Here is a 14,342-nt window from a genome sequence, read left to right on the forward strand (position 1 = left end):
CACAAGGCCAGCCGCAGCGCGTCATACCCCAAGCCATGCCAGATCGAGCGCCGAAGCGGCCGCTTCCGGCGCCATGCCGTGCGGCAGCACGCCCAGGCACGGCGCCGGCAGGCGCTCACGCAGGGTGGCGAGGTTTTCCTCCACCGCGTCCATCGCCGGGTCGATGCGGTTGGCGATCCAGCCGGCGAGCGTGCAGCGGTCGGCGCGGATCGCCTCGATGCTGAGCAGCGTGTGGTTCAAACAGCCGAGCTTGAGGCCCACCACGAAGATCACCGGCAGCTGCCACGCGCGCGGGATCTCCGAGGCGTACAAGCCCGGCGACAGCGGCACGCGCCAGCCACCGACACCTTCGACCACCACCGCGTCGTGCGTGGCGCACAGGGCATCGAACGCCGCGCGCAGCGGCGCCAGGCTGATGGCGACGCCATCATGCGCGGCGGCAAGATGCGGCGACAGCGGCTCGCGCAGCGCCACCGGATTGCTCGACGCGTAGTCCGGCAAGGGCGTGCTGCTCGCGGCACGCAAGGCTTGAGCGTCTTCGCTGATGAGCCCGGCGAGCGACGGCAAACAGCCGCTGGCCACCGGTTTCATGCCGGTGGCGCGCAAGCCCCTGGCGCGCAGCGCGTGGATCAGCGCGCAGCTCGCATGCGTCTTGCCGATGCCGGTATCAGTGCCGGCGATGAAAAAGCTGCGAGCGGTCATGGCAGGCGCGGTTCAAAGAGGGAGGCCGCGCATAATAGGCGCTACGCACACAGCGGCCCGCCGGCATGGTTGAAGTTGAAATGGCGCCGCTGCCCCACACTTGCAAACCAGGGCCGCGCGAGCCTTCGCACCAAGCTTGGCCGCGCGTGGCACGAACGCGGTCGACGCGGCATCTCACCTCCATTCGAGCAACGTTCCATGTTTGAAGCCAAACCCCTCACCCACGCCAGCAAACCCGAGCTCTACGCCGATCTCGCCCAGCAGGCGCGCAGCCTGGTCAGCGGCGAGCCGAGCATGGTCGCCAACGCGGCCAACTTTTCGGCGCTGGTCTATCACGCACTGCCGGACATCAACTGGTGCGGGTTCTACCTGCACGACGGCAACGAGCTGGTGGTCGGCCCGTTCCAGGGCAAGCCGGCGTGCATCCGCATCGCACTCGGGCGTGGTGTGTGCGGCACCGCGGCGCACACGCGCCAGACGCAGGTGGTGCGCGACGTCAGCGTGCACCCCAACCACGTCTACTGCGACACCGCCTCGCAGTCGGAGATCGTGGTGCCACTGGTGCGCGCCGACGGCAGCCTGTTCGGCGTGTGGGATGTGGACAGCCCGCACACCGACCGCTTCGACGACGAAGACCGCGCCGGCATGGAAACGCTGTGCACCACCTTCATGAATGCGGCGGGGCTGTAGGCAAGTTGCGACAAAAGCCCCGCTGGCTCCGCGGGGTGAGATCTATCCCAATGAGGCTCTTCGCAGAGGACGCGTCGGGCTGAAGCCCGGCCCACCGCGCCCCTTGCCAAGAACCGCTCTGCCGAATCTCCAATCCCAGCCTTTCACTCCCGCGGCGTGTGCAGGAGTTCGACCACCCGCGCGCGCGCTTCATCCACGCCGGTGCCGGCCGGGGTGGAAAACGCCTGCAGCGTTGCGTGCAGGCCGTCGGGAAAACTCTTGCGCACGGCGGCCAGCGCCTGCGCCACCTGATTGCGTGACAGCTTGTCGGCCTTGGTCAAGAGCAGGTGGCACGGCAGCGCGCTGGCAAAGCAGAAATCCAGCATCTGGCGATCAAAGTCCTTGAGCGGGTGACGAATGTCCGCGATCAGCACCACGCCGCGCAGGCTGGCGCGCTGCTGCAGGTAAGCGTCGATTTCGTGCTTCCAGTGCGCACGCAACTCCTCCGGCACCTTCGCGTAGCCGTAGCCTGGCAGGTCGATCAGGCGCAATGCCTCGTCACCCCCGGCGGCCGGCAGGTCGAACACCACCATCTGCTGCGTGCGGCCGGGCGTTTTCGAGGTGCGCGCCAGGCCTTTCTGCCCGGTGAGCGCGTTCAGCGCGCTGGATTTGCCGGCGTTGGAGCGCCCGGCAAACGCCACTTCGGCACCGGTGTCCGCGGGCAACTGGTTGATCTGGTGGGCGGCAAGGGCGAACTGCGCCCGCTGCAAGGGGTTTGGCATCGTTTGACCAGAGTACGAGGGCACGGAGATAATCCGACGGTTTCTGCCCGCTGCGCCGATGCCGGCCCGCGATGGCAGCCTTCGAGGTTTCTCGGGAGAGCAGTGTATGAGTTTTCGGTTCGCGGGTTTTCGGCCGGCTGCGCTGGGTGCCGCGGCCGCATTGATGTTCGCATTCGGTGCGGGCACGGTGGCGGCGCAGGATTCCGCCACAGCGGCCAGCACGCCGGCGCCGGCAGGCACGGCAGCGCCCGCGGCGGCGGCCACTGCAGCGGCACCGGCGGTGGCAGCCGCACCGGCCACCGCCGAAGCATCGAAGCCGGGTGACCCGAAAGTGGGCCAGACCAAGGCCACGGCGTGTGCTGCCTGCCATGGCGCCGACGGCAACTCGACCGATCCGCAGTACCCCAAGCTGGCCGGCCAGAGCGAGCAGTACATCGTCCGCCAGCTGGAAAACTTCAAGAGCCAGAAACGCAAGAACGCGATCATGTTCGGCATGGCGTCCACCCTGTCCACACAGGACATGCACGACATCGCCGCGTATTTCTCCAGCCAGAAACGCCTGCCGGGCGTGGCCGATCAGGCGCTGGTCGAAGCCGGGCAAAAGCTCTATCGCGAGGGTGATGTGAAAACCGGGGTACCGGCCTGCATGGCCTGCCACGGCATGGACGGTCGCGGCAACCCCGGCGCGATGTACCCGGCGATCGAGGGCCAGCATGCGCAGTATGTGCAGACCCAGCTCAAGGCCTGGCACGACGGCAATGCGTGGGGAACCGATGCCCACTCGCAGATCATGCCCACCATTGCCAAGAAGCTGAGCGCCAACGATATCTCCGCGGTTTCCAGTTATGTCGAAGGCCTGCACTCGGCTGCCGCCAGCGCCAAGGGCGCGCCTGCCACGCCGTGACGTCCGGCGCCGGGCTGGCCACGCCGGCCCGGTCGCGCCGCAGTGACCCGGTTTTGTCGAGGTGATTCCATGTTGAAGCGTTTGACGTTGGTGTGCGCCGCCGTGCTGGCGCTGAGTGCGTGCGGCCATTCCGCCGACAACGCGGTCACGCCGCCCGCTCCGGCCATCCCGGCCAGCGCACCGGCAACACCGGCGGCATCCGCCACCGCGGCAGCGCCAAGTGCCGCCACGACGGCCAGTGCGGCCACCGCGCCGGCCACTGCCGGCACGACACCCGCACCTGCCACCACCGCCGCCGCGACACCGCCACCGGCGCAGCCATTCGTGGACGATGGCAAGTGGGTGGAAGGCAAAAATTATTTCCGCATCAATCCGCAGCAACCCAAGGCCACCAACACCAGCAAGATCGAAGTGGTCGAGGTGTTCTCCTACGCCTGCCCGGCGTGCAACGCCTTCCACGGCACGATGGATGCGATCGCGAAGAGCCTGCCGGCGGATGCGGTGGTGGATTACCTGCCCGCCTCGTTCCGCCCGGACGAGAACTGGCCGGTGTACCAGCGCGCGTTCTACGCCGCCGAAGCGCTCGGCGTGCGCGCCAAGACCCAGGACGCGATGTTCGACGCCACCTGGAAAACCGGCGAAACCGCCACCTACGACCTTTCCACCGGTCGACCCAAGCCCAAAGGCGCATGGCCAACGATCGAGACGCTGGCGAGGTTCTACGCCAAATACGGGGTCGATCCGAAGGAATTCGTCGCCGTGGCGAACTCGTTCTCGGTGAATACCAAGATGAAACAAGCCGACGACCTCATCAAGGCGTACGGCGTGCCTGGCACTCCCACCATCGTGGTCGACGGCAAGTACCGTTTCTCGCCGTCGGACGTGGGCAGCATGCAGCGCGCGATCGAACTGACCCAGTGGCTGGTGGCGAAGGAAGCTGCCGGCAAATAGGTCGCCGCCGCAACCCGTTGTGGAGCAATTCGTGATGAAGCATCTCGCCAAACTGCGTTTTCTTGCCCTCGCCCTGGGCCTCGTGCTGGCCAGCGCGTGCACCGCGCAATCCGGCACCGGCACCACCGCCGCCAGCAACGCGCCGGCGCCGTACACCGAGGGCGATCAGTACGTGACGCTGCCAGCGCCGCACCGGCGCTACAGCAGCGACGGCAAGGTGGAAGTGGCCGAGGTGTTCTCCTATGGCTGCATCCACTGCGCCGAGTTCGCGCCGATTGCGGAAAAGCTCAAGGCGCAGTTGCCCAAGGGCGTGGTGTTCAAGCTGGTGCCGGCGCCGTTCAGCGCGCAATGGCTGCCGTTTGCGCGCGCCTACTACGCGGCCAACCAGTTGGGCGTGGTGGATCGCACGCACCTGCAGTTGTTCACCGCCAAGTTTGCCCAGCACTACCCGATCAACACGCTGGACGAGCTGGCCGATTTCTATGCCCGCGAAGGTGTGGATCGGGCCAAGTTCATGAGCATTGCCACTTCCGACGCCGCCACTGCCAAGCTCAAGGCCGATCTCGCCCTGATCCAGCAGTGGGGCGTGGACGGTACACCGAGCGTCGTGGTGGACGGCAAGTACAAGGTCGTCAACGTGCACACGCTCGATGAGCTCTCCGCCGTCGCCCAATGGCTGGCAAAACGCGAGCTGACCGCTGCCGACAAGGGCGGCAAATAGGGCGCGGCATGTTCACGCGCAGTGCGACCTGCCGCGCGCACCATGGCAACGTCATGAGCCGCCCCCAACCCGCCAACCAGCACCTGCGCCTGCTGAGCTGCAACATCCTCGCCGGCGCCAGCGTGCGCAGCTACCGCGACTACGTCACGCACAGCCTGAACGCGATGCTGCCCGGCCGGCGCAAGATCGACAACCTTGATCGACTCGCAGCGCTGTTGCCGCAATTCGACGTGATCGGCCTGCAGGAGGCCGATGCCGGCAGCCTGCGTTCGGGTTTCCTGAACCAGACGCGTTACCTCGCCGAAGCCTCGGGCATGCCGTACTGGAGCTATCAGTCGAATCGCCCGGTGGCCAAGCTGTCGCACACCGCCAACGGCCTCATCAGCCGGATCGAGCCCACCGCGGTGCTCGACTACCCGTTGCCCGGCCACGGCCGTGGCGCACTGCTGGTGCGCTTTGGCGAGGGTGAACACGCGTTTGCCGTGGTCATTGCCCACCTGTCGCTGCGCGCCCCATCGCGCGCGCGGCAACTGGCGTTCATCAGCGAAATCCTGGCCGACTACCCGCAGGCGGTGCTGATGGGTGACCTCAACACCAGCGCCGACAGCAGCGAAATGCGCCAGCTGTTTGCGCGCACCAACCTGCAGCCGCCGATGCTGGATGCGCCCACTTTCCCCAGCTGGAAACCACGGCGCGCGCTCGACCACATTTTGGTGTCGCCCAGCGTGCAGCTGGAAAAGGTGTGGACCCTGCCGCAGGCGTTTTCCGACCACCTCCCGCTGGCGGCGGAAATCCGCCTGCCGGGCGCCAGCACGACCAAGGCGCGCTGATGCCACGCATCGCCCGCGCCGCCCTGCCCTGGCTGGCGATCGTGCTGGCGGGCGCCGGTGCGATGTGGCTGCGGCTGGGCCTGATCGAACAACCCCTGCTGGCCGACCTGTGCACGCGCGCGGCGCCGCCGTGGTGGTGCCCGTTGCGCCAGGCGCTGGTGCTGGGCTTTTTGCACGGCGTCTACGGCTGGCTGGCGCTGGCGGCGCTTGCCCTGGCCCTGCTGCGCCGTGCGCGCGGGCTGGCCGCGCTGGCCGCCGCGCTCGGCGCCTTTGCGCTGGTGCTGTATTGCCCGGAGTCCGGCGCGTTCGTGCTGCTCGCCGGCTGCCTGCGGCTGGTGCACCTCGACAGCGGGCGCGCCCTGCCTACACCCGCCCCGTCACCGGTATCAGCGCGCCAGTAATCGCGCTGGCGTCGTCGGAAAACAGAAACAGGATCACTGCCGCCAGTTGTTCCGGCCGCACCCAGCGGCTGAAATCCGCCTTTGGCATGTCGGCGCGGTTGGGCGCGGTGTCGATGATGCTGGGCAGCAGCGCATTGACGGTGATGCCGCGCGTCTTGACCTCCTCGGCCAGCGCTTCGGTAAAACGCATCACGCCCGATTTGGACGCCGCATACGCGCCCATGCCGGCGCCCGCCTTGAGTGCCGCCGCGGCGCCGATGTTGACGATGCGGCCGCGCTCGTCCGGCAGGTGCGCCAACGCGGCGCGGCTGGCGGCAATCGCGGTACGCAGGTTCACCCGGTAGAGCAGATCCCAGGTTTCCGCGCTGCCATCGGCCAGCGTCTCGAAGCGGAAGGTGCCGGCAATGTTGACCAGCGCATCGAGCCCGCCCAGCGCCGCGGCCGCGGCATCGAGTGCACCTTTGGCCGCCGTGGTGTCGGCCAGGTCCACCCCGCCAAAACCATGTGCGGCGCCCAGCCCCGCCGGTACCGGTGCGCGGTCGATCGCCGCCACCGCGTGGCCAGCGGCCAGCGCCGCGCGTACCACGGCGGCGCCGAGCGTGCCGAAGGCGCCGGTTACTGCAATGCGTCGTTGCTGGGCCATGTCCGTGTCCTCGTCAAGATGAAACGCCGAGCATAGTCCGCGCGGTGACCAGACCGGAACGGCTGTGCGCCCATGCGACGACAACCGGCAGCGCCAGCGCAAGATTCAGCGCCAGCCACCACCATGTTGCGGGATCGAGACCCAGTTCGAGCGCCACGCTGGCGCCGCCGAGCAGTGGCAGGCAGCCGGCGAGAAACAGCGTCTCGCGGCTTGGCGCGCGCACGCGTGCATCCAGCCAGGCAGTGAGCGCGTAGCCGGCGCACGGCAGCGCAAACAACCCCAGCGGAAAATCGCGATAGCGCCCGTCGAACACCAGCAGCAGGCCGTACAGCGCCAGCGCAAACAGCCAGATTGAGCGCCAACGTCCGGCCGGCGCACGCCGATACGGCGCACCGGCCAGCCGTCCGGCCAGCCAGCGCGCCAACCGCACGCCGGTGAACAGCGCAACCAGCCAGGCGACGCCGGACACGCTCCACTCCCAGGCGTCGTGGCAGGCAAACAGCATTTGCCGCACCTGCCACCCCAGCGCCATGCCGCCGGCCGCACCGGCCAACGCCAACGCGAGCGCATGGCGCCAGCCGCGCGCCCGCCGTTGCCGCGCACCGAGCAGCATGAACAGCGCCGCGCCCAGCGCGCCAGCCAGCCAGCCCAGCCACCAGCGCGGAATCTCCACCACCGGGCCCTGCATCGGGAATTTCGGCTGCGCGTGCGCGTCGAAAATGCCCCAGTAGCCGCCCACCGTGCCTTCCTGCGCACGCTTCCACGGCTGGTCGAACGCCTCGATCACGTTGTACGGCATGTGCACGCTGGCGGCGTAATCGAGAAACTCGCGCAAGTAGCGCGCCTCGTTCACCCGGCTGGCGGCGGCACCACGGCGCGGGCGGCCCTCGCTCGGCCAGCCGGTTTCGCCGATCATCACGGCCTTGCCGGGAAACGCATGCTCGACCCGCGCGTACACATCGGCCACATGCTGCACCGCGGCCTCCGGCGGTACCGGCTGATCCTCCCAGTACGGCAGGATGTGCACGGTGACGAAATCCACGCCCCCGGCGAGCGCCGGGTGCGCCAGCCAGAACTCCCATACATCGGCATAGGTGACCGGAATCGCCGCCGGCAACGCGGCGCGCACCTCGCGCAGATACCCCGCCAGCTCGCGCTCGCTGAGGTCGCCGCGCAACAAGACCTCGTTGCCCACCACCACGCCGCGCAGCACCTGCGGATATTTGCGCGCGGTGGCGATGCCCAGCGCGATCTGCCGCGCGTTCGCCTTGCGGTCGCTGCCCAGCCAGATGCCCATCAGTACGCGCATGTGGTAGCGCGCGGCGATCTCCGGCACCACTGACAGCCCTTGCCCCTGTGAATAGGTACGCACGCAATCGAAACGCGCCGACAGCGCGCGCAAATCGGCGTCGATGCGTCCCGGACTGACAAAGGCGTGCGGATCGAGCGGCGTCTCGCCCGGCTTGCGGAACGGCGCGTAGGACACGCAGGCGATGCGCGCCGACGGCGCATCCGGCAACGGTACCGGCCGCCCCGCGTTCCACCACCACGCCGCGCCGGCCGCAGCCATCACCACCAGCGCCAACCAGGCGACCACGCGGCGCGCGCGCGACGACGGGGAGAACGACATGCCGATCCTGTGAGCCGCAACGGGGAAGGCCGCAGCTTATCAGGCCGCCCGGCGCAAGGCCGTGCGAGCCCATCCACTACAATGCAACCGCCTTCCCCAAGGAGTCGTCATGTTCGCCCACGTCGTGCGGCGCTGCCGCGTGTGGTTCGCGGTTTCATCCTTGCTGCTGGCCGCCGGCCTGCCGATCGCCGCCAGCGGTCAGGCCGCCGCGTCGCTCGACGCGCAGCGTGCCGCCTTCAAGCAGGCGTGGGCCGCCGCCAAGCAGGGCGGCGACGGCTGGCGTACCTACGCGCCGCAACTGCGCGGCTACGCGCTGTATCCCTACCTGCAGGCCGCCGCGCTGGAGCACGACATCGCCAGCGTCGACGACGCGACGGTGCAGGCATATCTCACCCAATATCCGGATCTGATTCCGGCGCAGGACCTGCGACGCACCTACCTGCGCGAGCTGGCCTCGCGGCAGGATTGGGCAGGTTTCCGCACGTTCTACCGGCCCGGCCTGGGCGACGCCTTCACCTGCTACGCGCTTGAGGCCTCGCTGGCCGCTGGCGCGCCGCTGGATTTTGACCGCGACCTCGCCGCGCTGTGGGCCAAGCCGGAATTGCCGAGCGCGTGCGACCCGGTGCTGCAGGCGGCACGCACGCAAGGGCTCCTGACCGACACCCGCCTCTGGGCACGCATCGACCGCGCCGCCAGCGCCGGCAAGGGGGGCACCGTGGCCGCGCTGGCGGCATGGCTGCCCTCCGCGCAAGCCGGCGAGGCGCAGCGCATCGCGCTGGCGCTGCGCGACCCGAATGCCGCCGTGGCCGCTGCCGCCAGCTGGCCGGACACGCTGCGCGCACGCCAGGCCGCGGCGATCACGCTTGAACGCGCGGCGCGCCGCAACGTCGATGCCGCCGACGCCGCGTGGCAACGACTGCAGGCCAACTTCCGCTTCAGCCAGGCCCAGCGCGACGACATCACCCGCGCGCTGGCGCTGTTCCACGCGACCGACTTTGAACCCGACGCCGGCGCCCAACTCGCCGCACTGCCGGCCAGCGCGCAAACCGACGCCACCCGCGAATGGCGCGCCCGGGTGGCGCTGGCCGCGCAGGATTGGCCGGGCGTGCTGGCGGCGATCGCGGCGATGCCGGCCAACCTGCAGCAGGATGGCGAGTGGCGCTGGTTCCGCGCGCGGGCGCTGCGCGCCACCAACCATCCGGTTCAGGCGCGCGACCTGGTCACCGCGCTTGCCGGCGAAGCCACGTACTACGGCTTCCTCGCCGCCGACCAGGTGCAACAACCGTACGCGATCTGCCCGCAGACGCCGCCGGTCGACGCCAGCCAGGCGCCGGCGCTGCTCGGCCAGATGCCCGGCCTCGATCGCGCCTTCGAGTTGTATGCCGTCGACCTGCCGCAACTCGCCCGACGCGAATGGAACCGCGCACTCGACGGCAGCGACGCCAGCACCCGCGCGCTGGCCGCGGAGCTGGCCAACCAGCGCGGCTGGTTTGACCGCGCGGTATTCACCTTCACCAGCGGCAAGGCGCTGCGCTACTACACGCTGCGTTTCCCGCTCGCCGCCGAAGATGGGTTGGTCGCGCAGGCCCGGCAGGCCGGCGTCGCCCCGGCCTGGGCGTACGGCATCCTGCGTTCGGAAAGTGCGTGGGTGACCGACGCGCGCTCCGGCGCCGACGCGCGCGGGCTGATGCAGCTCCTGCCCGCCACCGCGGCCAAGGTCGCGCAGCAGAACGGCCTGCCATGGGCCGGCGGCGACAGCCTGTACGTGCCGACCGTCAATATCGCGCTCGGCACCCGCCACCTGGCCGAGCTCGCCGCGCGCTTCAACGGTTCGCCGTGGCTCGCCAGCGCCGCCTACAACGCTGGCGCGGCCAAGGTCGAGCAATGGCTCGCCGCACGCGGCACGCTCAGCCCCGATCTCTTCGTCGCCACCATCCCGTACAAGGAAACCCGCGAATACGTCGCCCGCGTGATGGCTTTCAGCGTGATCTACGACTGGCGCCTGCACGGCAACCCGCTGCCGATGAGCGCGCGCATGCCGGCCATCGGCCAAGCCTACACACCACCGGGCGCCGACGCGACACGCAAGACCGTGGCGTGCCCGGCGGCGACCACTGCCAGCACACCATAGGCCAACTGTCGGGCTTTCGAACCGGGCCCCAAGATGGACGGCAACGGCATTCCCTGCGAGCAACAGTGGTGCAACTGAGCGTCTGACCGCCTGCATGCGAGAATGCTGCGCATGCGTATCTATCTCGTCGGCGGCGCCGTGCGCGACCGGTTGCTCGGCTTGCCGGCAGGCGACCGCGATTACGTGGTGACCGGCGCGCGGCCGGAGGAGTTGCTGGCGCTGGGCTACGCGCCAGTGGGCAAGGATTTCCCGGTGTTCCTGCACCCGCGCACGCACGAGGAATATGCGCTGGCGCGCACCGAGCGCAAGGCGGGGCACGGTTACCACGGCTTCGTGTTCCAGGCCGATCCCTCGGTGACGCTGGAAGCCGACCTGGCGCGCCGCGACCTCACCATCAACGCCATCGCGCAGGATGAGCACGGCACGCTCGTCGACCCTTACGGCGGCGCGGCGGATATCGAGGCGCGGGTACTGCGCCACGTGTCGCCGGCGTTTGGCGAGGACCCGGTGCGCCTGTTGCGCGTGGCGCGCTTCGCCGCGCGCTTTGCGCCACTGGGGTTCACGCTGGCGCCGGAAACCCTGGCGCTGCTCCGGCAGATGGTGACCGACGGCGAGGTGGATCACCTGGTGCCCGAGCGCGTCTGGGCGGAAACCCGCAAGGCGCTGGCCGCACCGCAGCCGTCCGCTTTCCTGCGGGTGCTGCGCGAAACCGGCGCACTGGCCGTGCTGTTGCCCGAGGTGGAGGCGCTCTACGGCGTGCCCCAACGCGCCGATTACCACCCGGAGATCGACACTGGCGCGCATATGGAGCTGGTGCTGGATGCGGCGGCGCGACTCGCGCCTGGCGACGACCTCGTCGGCTTCTGCGCGCTGGTCCACGACCTCGGCAAGGCGCTGACCCCACGCGCGGAATGGCCGCGCCACGTCGGCCACGAGGCGCGCGGCGTGGTGCCCACGCGGGCGCTCGCAACGCGGCTCAAGGTACCGGCGGAACATGCCGCACTGGGCGAGCTGGTATGTCGCGAGCATTTGAACGGCCACCGCGCTCTGGAGCTGAAGCCGGCGACGGTGCTGAAACTGCTGGGCGCGCTGGACGCCCTGCGCCGCCCACAGCGGCTGGAAACCTTCGTGCGGGCCTGCATGGCGGACGCGCTGGGCCGGCTTGGCCACGCGGACGACGCCTACCCGCAGGCGGACTACCTGCGCGCCGCACAGACTGCCGCCGCGGCGGTGCATGCCGCACCGTTTCTTGCCGGTGGCCTTGTCGGGCCAGCCATCGGCGCGGCCGTGCAGCGTGCGCGCATCGACGCGATCGCCGCCTTGCCCCACCAGCCGGGCACCGGTTGAACACGGCGTAGCCCGGGAGCGAGGGCGGTGGAAAGCCAGCGGTTGCAACTGCGCCGTTTTGGCCATCTTTCCCGCCAGCTCTTGGCCCATGCTGGCGAACCGGCACGCAAGCGGACACAAACGGCTTTGCGCCGCTTGCCTGCTTTCGATCACCTGCGCTTCCGGCGCAAACCCGCGCCACTTCGGACATCGGCGCGCCACTACGTGTATAAAACGCGCTGGTACCTGATCCGCAGCTACCGTTTGCCGGAGTCGTCGTCCGTGTCGCGCACCTTGTTCATATCCTCGCCGCTGCGTCAGCGGTTCCGGCCCTTGTGGTGGCTGGGCATCACCTACCTCATCCTCAGTTTCATCACCCGCGTGGCACTGCTGGTGATGAGCGGGCGCAACGTACCGCTGAACCCGCTGGACTGGTTGTATGCGTTCGGCGTCGGGCTGGGCTACGACCTCGTCACGTTCCTCTATCTCGCCTGGCCGCTGGTGCTTTATCTATGGCTGGTGCCGACGCGACGCGCGCCGGTCACCGGCGGCGCACGCTGGCTGGCTTGGCTCATCGGCATGGCCGCGCTGTACGGCGCGTGCCTGCTGGCGGTGTTCCTCTTGTGGCACGTGCACCTCAAGGAATCCTGGCCGCTGCTGGCGGTGTTCCTGTTTTTCCTGCCGCTGCCGGCGCTCAGTTACACCCGCGGCAGTGGCCAGTGGGGGTTGTACCTGCTTGGCCTCGCACTGCTCTACGGGCTGTTGTTCGTGGCCGCGTCCGAGCTGGTGTTCTGGAACGAGTTCAGCGTGCGCTTCAATTTCATCGCGGTGGACTACCTCGTCTACACCACCGAGGTGATCGGCAATATCCGCGAGTCGTATCCGGTCGGCACCTGGCTGGCGCTGCTGGTGGTGCTGGCGCTGGTGATGTTCATCGCCTCGCGACGCAAATTGCGTGCGCGCGACGACGGCAGCACGCTGTGGCAGCGCGCGCGGGTGCCACTGGTGTGGCTGGTGTTGACGGTAGCCACAGTGGCCGGCATCAACGGCGAAATGAAGGACCGCACCGCCAACAACTACGTCAACGAGCTTTCCGGCAACGGCATCTATCAGTTCTTTGCCGCGTTCCGATCGAGCCACCTGGATTTCAAGAAGTTCTACCGCTCACTGCCGGATACCGAGGCGTTTGCCCTCGTGCGCAAGGATCTTGCCGCACCAAATGCCACCTTCATCAGCAACGACCCGCGCGACCTGACGCGCGAGATCCGCGCCGCCGGACCGGAAAAGCACCTGAACGTGGTGCTGATCAGCGTGGAAAGCCTCTCCGGCGACTACCTCGCCACCTTCGGCAACCAGCAGGGCATCACGCCGTTCCTGGATTCGCTGGTCGGCAAGAGCCTGTTTTTCGACAACCTGTATGCCAACGGCACGCGCACGGTGCGCGGGCTCGAAGCACTGTCGCTGTCGGTGCCGCCGACACCGGGTGACTCGCTGGTGCGTGCAAAGGACAACGAAAACCTGTCCTCGCTGGCCAGCGTGTTCAATGATCGCGGCTACGTGTCGGAGTTTGTCTACGGCGGCTACGGCTACTTCGACAACATGAATTATTTCTTCGGCCACAACGGCTACATCGATGTGGACCGCAGCGCGATTCCGAAGGACATGCCGATCCACAGCCAGAACGTGTGGGGCGTGTCCGACGAGGATCTCTACACCCTGGCGCTGCGCCAGATGGACCAGATCGCGGGCGAGCACAAGCCGTTCTTCCTGCACATCATGACCACCTCCAACCACCGGCCGTACACCTACCCGGCCGGGCGGGTGAAGTGGCCGGCGCCCTCGCGCCTGGGCGCGGTGGCCTACACTGACTGGGCGATCAAGGACTTGATCGAGCGCGCGCGCACCAAGCCGTACTTCGCCAACACGGTGTTCGTGATCACCGCCGACCATTGCGCATCGAGCGCCGGCAAGACCAGCATCCCGATCAACCGTTACCACATCCCGTTGTGGATCTACGCGCCGAAATGGGTCACCCCGCGCCGGGTGGGGACGCTCATGGGCCAGCTCGACATCCCGCCGACGCTGCTTGGTCTTTTGGACTTCAGCTACCGCTCGCGCTTCTTTGGCCAGGATGTATTCCAGCGCCCGGCGGACGCGGGCCACGCCTTCCCCGGCACCTACGAAAAACTCGGCTACGTGCACGGCGACACGCTGACCATCCTCGAACCGCGCCAGCGCATCGAACAGTTGAAGCCGGACTTTGCGACCGGCGACGCGACCCCGGTCAGCCCGGTCAACCAGTCGCTGCTGGACACCACGATCGCCTATTACCAGGTGGCCAGCGATCTGTACCAGCACGGCGGGCTCGCGCGTCGCGCCGCGGACAGCACCAAGGTGGCGCCGCTGCCGACGGCAACGCCTGCGCCGGCCGCTCCTGCACCGGAGACACCTGCGACCCAGCCTGCGCCTGCGGGCAACGCGGCGCCTGCGGCCAGCGCGACCGTACCGGCCACTGCGACGAGCACGGCGGTAAAGCCGGTATCCATGGTTGCGTTGCACGCTGCTCCGTCCATGGCGCCAGCGGCGAGCTCGCCGCCGCCGGCCACCGCGGCGAGCACTGTCGCGCCTGCCGCTGCGGGTTCGGCCGGATGA

Annotated in this window: 13 protein-coding genes; 9 read left to right on the forward strand and 4 right to left on the reverse strand. The window is 68.7% G+C overall.

All coding sequences use genetic code 11. The features are described from left to right. Positions 1–21: 21 nt before the first annotated feature. On the reverse strand, positions 22–702 hold the full coding sequence (gene bioD, locus AC3WP6_RS14660) for a dethiobiotin synthase (RefSeq protein ID WP_492628349.1): 681 nt from the start codon (positions 700–702) through the stop codon (positions 22–24). 198 nt (positions 703–900) lie between these two features. On the opposite strand from bioD, the gene AC3WP6_RS14665 reads away from it, so the two are divergent. After that, the gene (locus tag AC3WP6_RS14665; protein WP_492628350.1) at positions 901–1,392 is read left to right on the forward strand and encodes a GAF domain-containing protein; all 492 of its coding nucleotides are present in this window, start codon (positions 901–903) and stop codon (positions 1,390–1,392) included. Positions 1,393–1,535: 143 nt separating this feature from the next. On the opposite strand, the gene yihA is transcribed toward AC3WP6_RS14665, so the two are convergent. Then, positions 1,536–2,153 (reverse strand): ribosome biogenesis GTP-binding protein YihA/YsxC, encoded by a 618-nt coding sequence (gene yihA / locus AC3WP6_RS14670; protein ID WP_492628351.1) that lies wholly within the window; start codon positions 2,151–2,153, stop codon positions 1,536–1,538. A 106-nt stretch (positions 2,154–2,259) separates the two neighbouring features. Between yihA and AC3WP6_RS14675 the strand changes: the two genes are divergently transcribed. The 5 genes from AC3WP6_RS14675 to AC3WP6_RS14695 all read left to right on the forward strand — a co-directional run bounded on the left by AC3WP6_RS14675 (position 2,260) and on the right by AC3WP6_RS14695 (position 5,960). Continuing rightward, on the forward strand, positions 2,260–3,057 hold the full coding sequence (locus AC3WP6_RS14675) for a c-type cytochrome (RefSeq protein ID WP_492628352.1): 798 nt from the start codon (positions 2,260–2,262) through the stop codon (positions 3,055–3,057). Between the two features lie 69 nt (positions 3,058–3,126). Beyond that, a complete protein-coding gene (locus tag AC3WP6_RS14680; RefSeq protein WP_492628353.1) occupies positions 3,127–4,008 on the forward strand; it encodes a thiol:disulfide interchange protein DsbA/DsbL in 882 nt (293 codons plus the stop codon). Between the two features lie 34 nt (positions 4,009–4,042). Next, a complete protein-coding gene (locus AC3WP6_RS14685) occupies positions 4,043–4,729 on the forward strand; it encodes a thiol:disulfide interchange protein DsbA/DsbL (protein WP_492628715.1) in 687 nt (228 codons plus the stop codon). A gap of 53 nt (positions 4,730–4,782) precedes the next feature. Next, a complete protein-coding gene (locus AC3WP6_RS14690) occupies positions 4,783–5,559 on the forward strand; it encodes an endonuclease/exonuclease/phosphatase family protein (protein ID WP_492628354.1) in 777 nt (258 codons plus the stop codon). Next, positions 5,559–5,960 carry a hypothetical protein gene (locus tag AC3WP6_RS14695; RefSeq protein ID WP_492628355.1) on the forward strand — a complete coding sequence of 134 codons (402 nt, stop codon included), beginning with the start codon at positions 5,559–5,561 and terminating at the stop codon, positions 5,958–5,960. Before AC3WP6_RS14690 ends, AC3WP6_RS14695 begins: the two co-directional genes overlap by 1 nt. Here AC3WP6_RS14695 and AC3WP6_RS14700 read toward each other — a convergent pair. After that, entirely contained in the window at positions 5,923–6,603 is a 681-nt protein-coding gene (locus AC3WP6_RS14700; RefSeq protein ID WP_492628356.1) for an SDR family NAD(P)-dependent oxidoreductase, read from the reverse strand. The genes AC3WP6_RS14695 and AC3WP6_RS14700 overlap by 38 nt on opposite strands. 13 nt (positions 6,604–6,616) lie before the next feature. Continuing rightward, entirely contained in the window at positions 6,617–8,233 is a 1,617-nt protein-coding gene (locus tag AC3WP6_RS14705) for a glycoside hydrolase family 17 protein (protein ID WP_492628357.1), read from the reverse strand. Between the two features lie 109 nt (positions 8,234–8,342). Between AC3WP6_RS14705 and AC3WP6_RS14710 the strand changes: the two genes are divergently transcribed. The 3 genes from AC3WP6_RS14710 (at position 8,343) to AC3WP6_RS14720 (ending at position 14,342) form a co-directional block, all read left to right on the forward strand. Then, positions 8,343–10,364, forward strand: coding sequence for a transglycosylase SLT domain-containing protein (locus tag AC3WP6_RS14710; RefSeq protein WP_492628358.1), 2,022 nt, complete (start codon positions 8,343–8,345; stop codon positions 10,362–10,364). 111 nt (positions 10,365–10,475) lie between these two features. Next, positions 10,476–11,711: a multifunctional CCA addition/repair protein gene (locus AC3WP6_RS14715; RefSeq protein WP_492628359.1), complete on the forward strand. Its 1,236-nt coding sequence runs from the start codon at positions 10,476–10,478 to the stop codon at positions 11,709–11,711. 261 nt (positions 11,712–11,972) lie between these two features. Next, positions 11,973–14,342, forward strand: coding sequence for an LTA synthase family protein (locus tag AC3WP6_RS14720; protein ID WP_492628716.1), 2,370 nt, complete (start codon positions 11,973–11,975; stop codon positions 14,340–14,342).

The organism is Rhodanobacter sp. FW106-HT46G03, from assembly GCF_058789895.1.

Bases quoted from the DNA above. Each gene is read 5' to 3' on its own strand.
- bioD (WP_492628349.1), bottom strand. From the start codon at position 702: ATGACCGCTCGCAGCTTTTTCATCGCCGGCACTGATACCGGCATCGGC.
- AC3WP6_RS14665 (WP_492628350.1), top strand. From the start codon at position 901: ATGTTTGAAGCCAAACCCCTCACCCACGCCAGCAAACCCGAGCTCTAC.
- yihA (WP_492628351.1), bottom strand. From the start codon at position 2,153: ATGCCAAACCCCTTGCAGCGGGCGCAGTTCGCCCTTGCCGCCCACCAG.
- AC3WP6_RS14675 (WP_492628352.1), top strand. From the start codon at position 2,260: ATGAGTTTTCGGTTCGCGGGTTTTCGGCCGGCTGCGCTGGGTGCCGCG.
- AC3WP6_RS14680 (WP_492628353.1), top strand. From the start codon at position 3,127: ATGTTGAAGCGTTTGACGTTGGTGTGCGCCGCCGTGCTGGCGCTGAGT.
- AC3WP6_RS14685 (WP_492628715.1), top strand. From the start codon at position 4,043: ATGAAGCATCTCGCCAAACTGCGTTTTCTTGCCCTCGCCCTGGGCCTC.
- AC3WP6_RS14690 (WP_492628354.1), top strand. From the start codon at position 4,783: ATGAGCCGCCCCCAACCCGCCAACCAGCACCTGCGCCTGCTGAGCTGC.
- AC3WP6_RS14695 (WP_492628355.1), top strand. From the start codon at position 5,559: ATGCCACGCATCGCCCGCGCCGCCCTGCCCTGGCTGGCGATCGTGCTG.
- AC3WP6_RS14700 (WP_492628356.1), bottom strand. From the start codon at position 6,603: ATGGCCCAGCAACGACGCATTGCAGTAACCGGCGCCTTCGGCACGCTC.
- AC3WP6_RS14705 (WP_492628357.1), bottom strand. From the start codon at position 8,233: ATGTCGTTCTCCCCGTCGTCGCGCGCGCGCCGCGTGGTCGCCTGGTTG.
- AC3WP6_RS14710 (WP_492628358.1), top strand. From the start codon at position 8,343: ATGTTCGCCCACGTCGTGCGGCGCTGCCGCGTGTGGTTCGCGGTTTCA.
- AC3WP6_RS14715 (WP_492628359.1), top strand. From the start codon at position 10,476: ATGCGTATCTATCTCGTCGGCGGCGCCGTGCGCGACCGGTTGCTCGGC.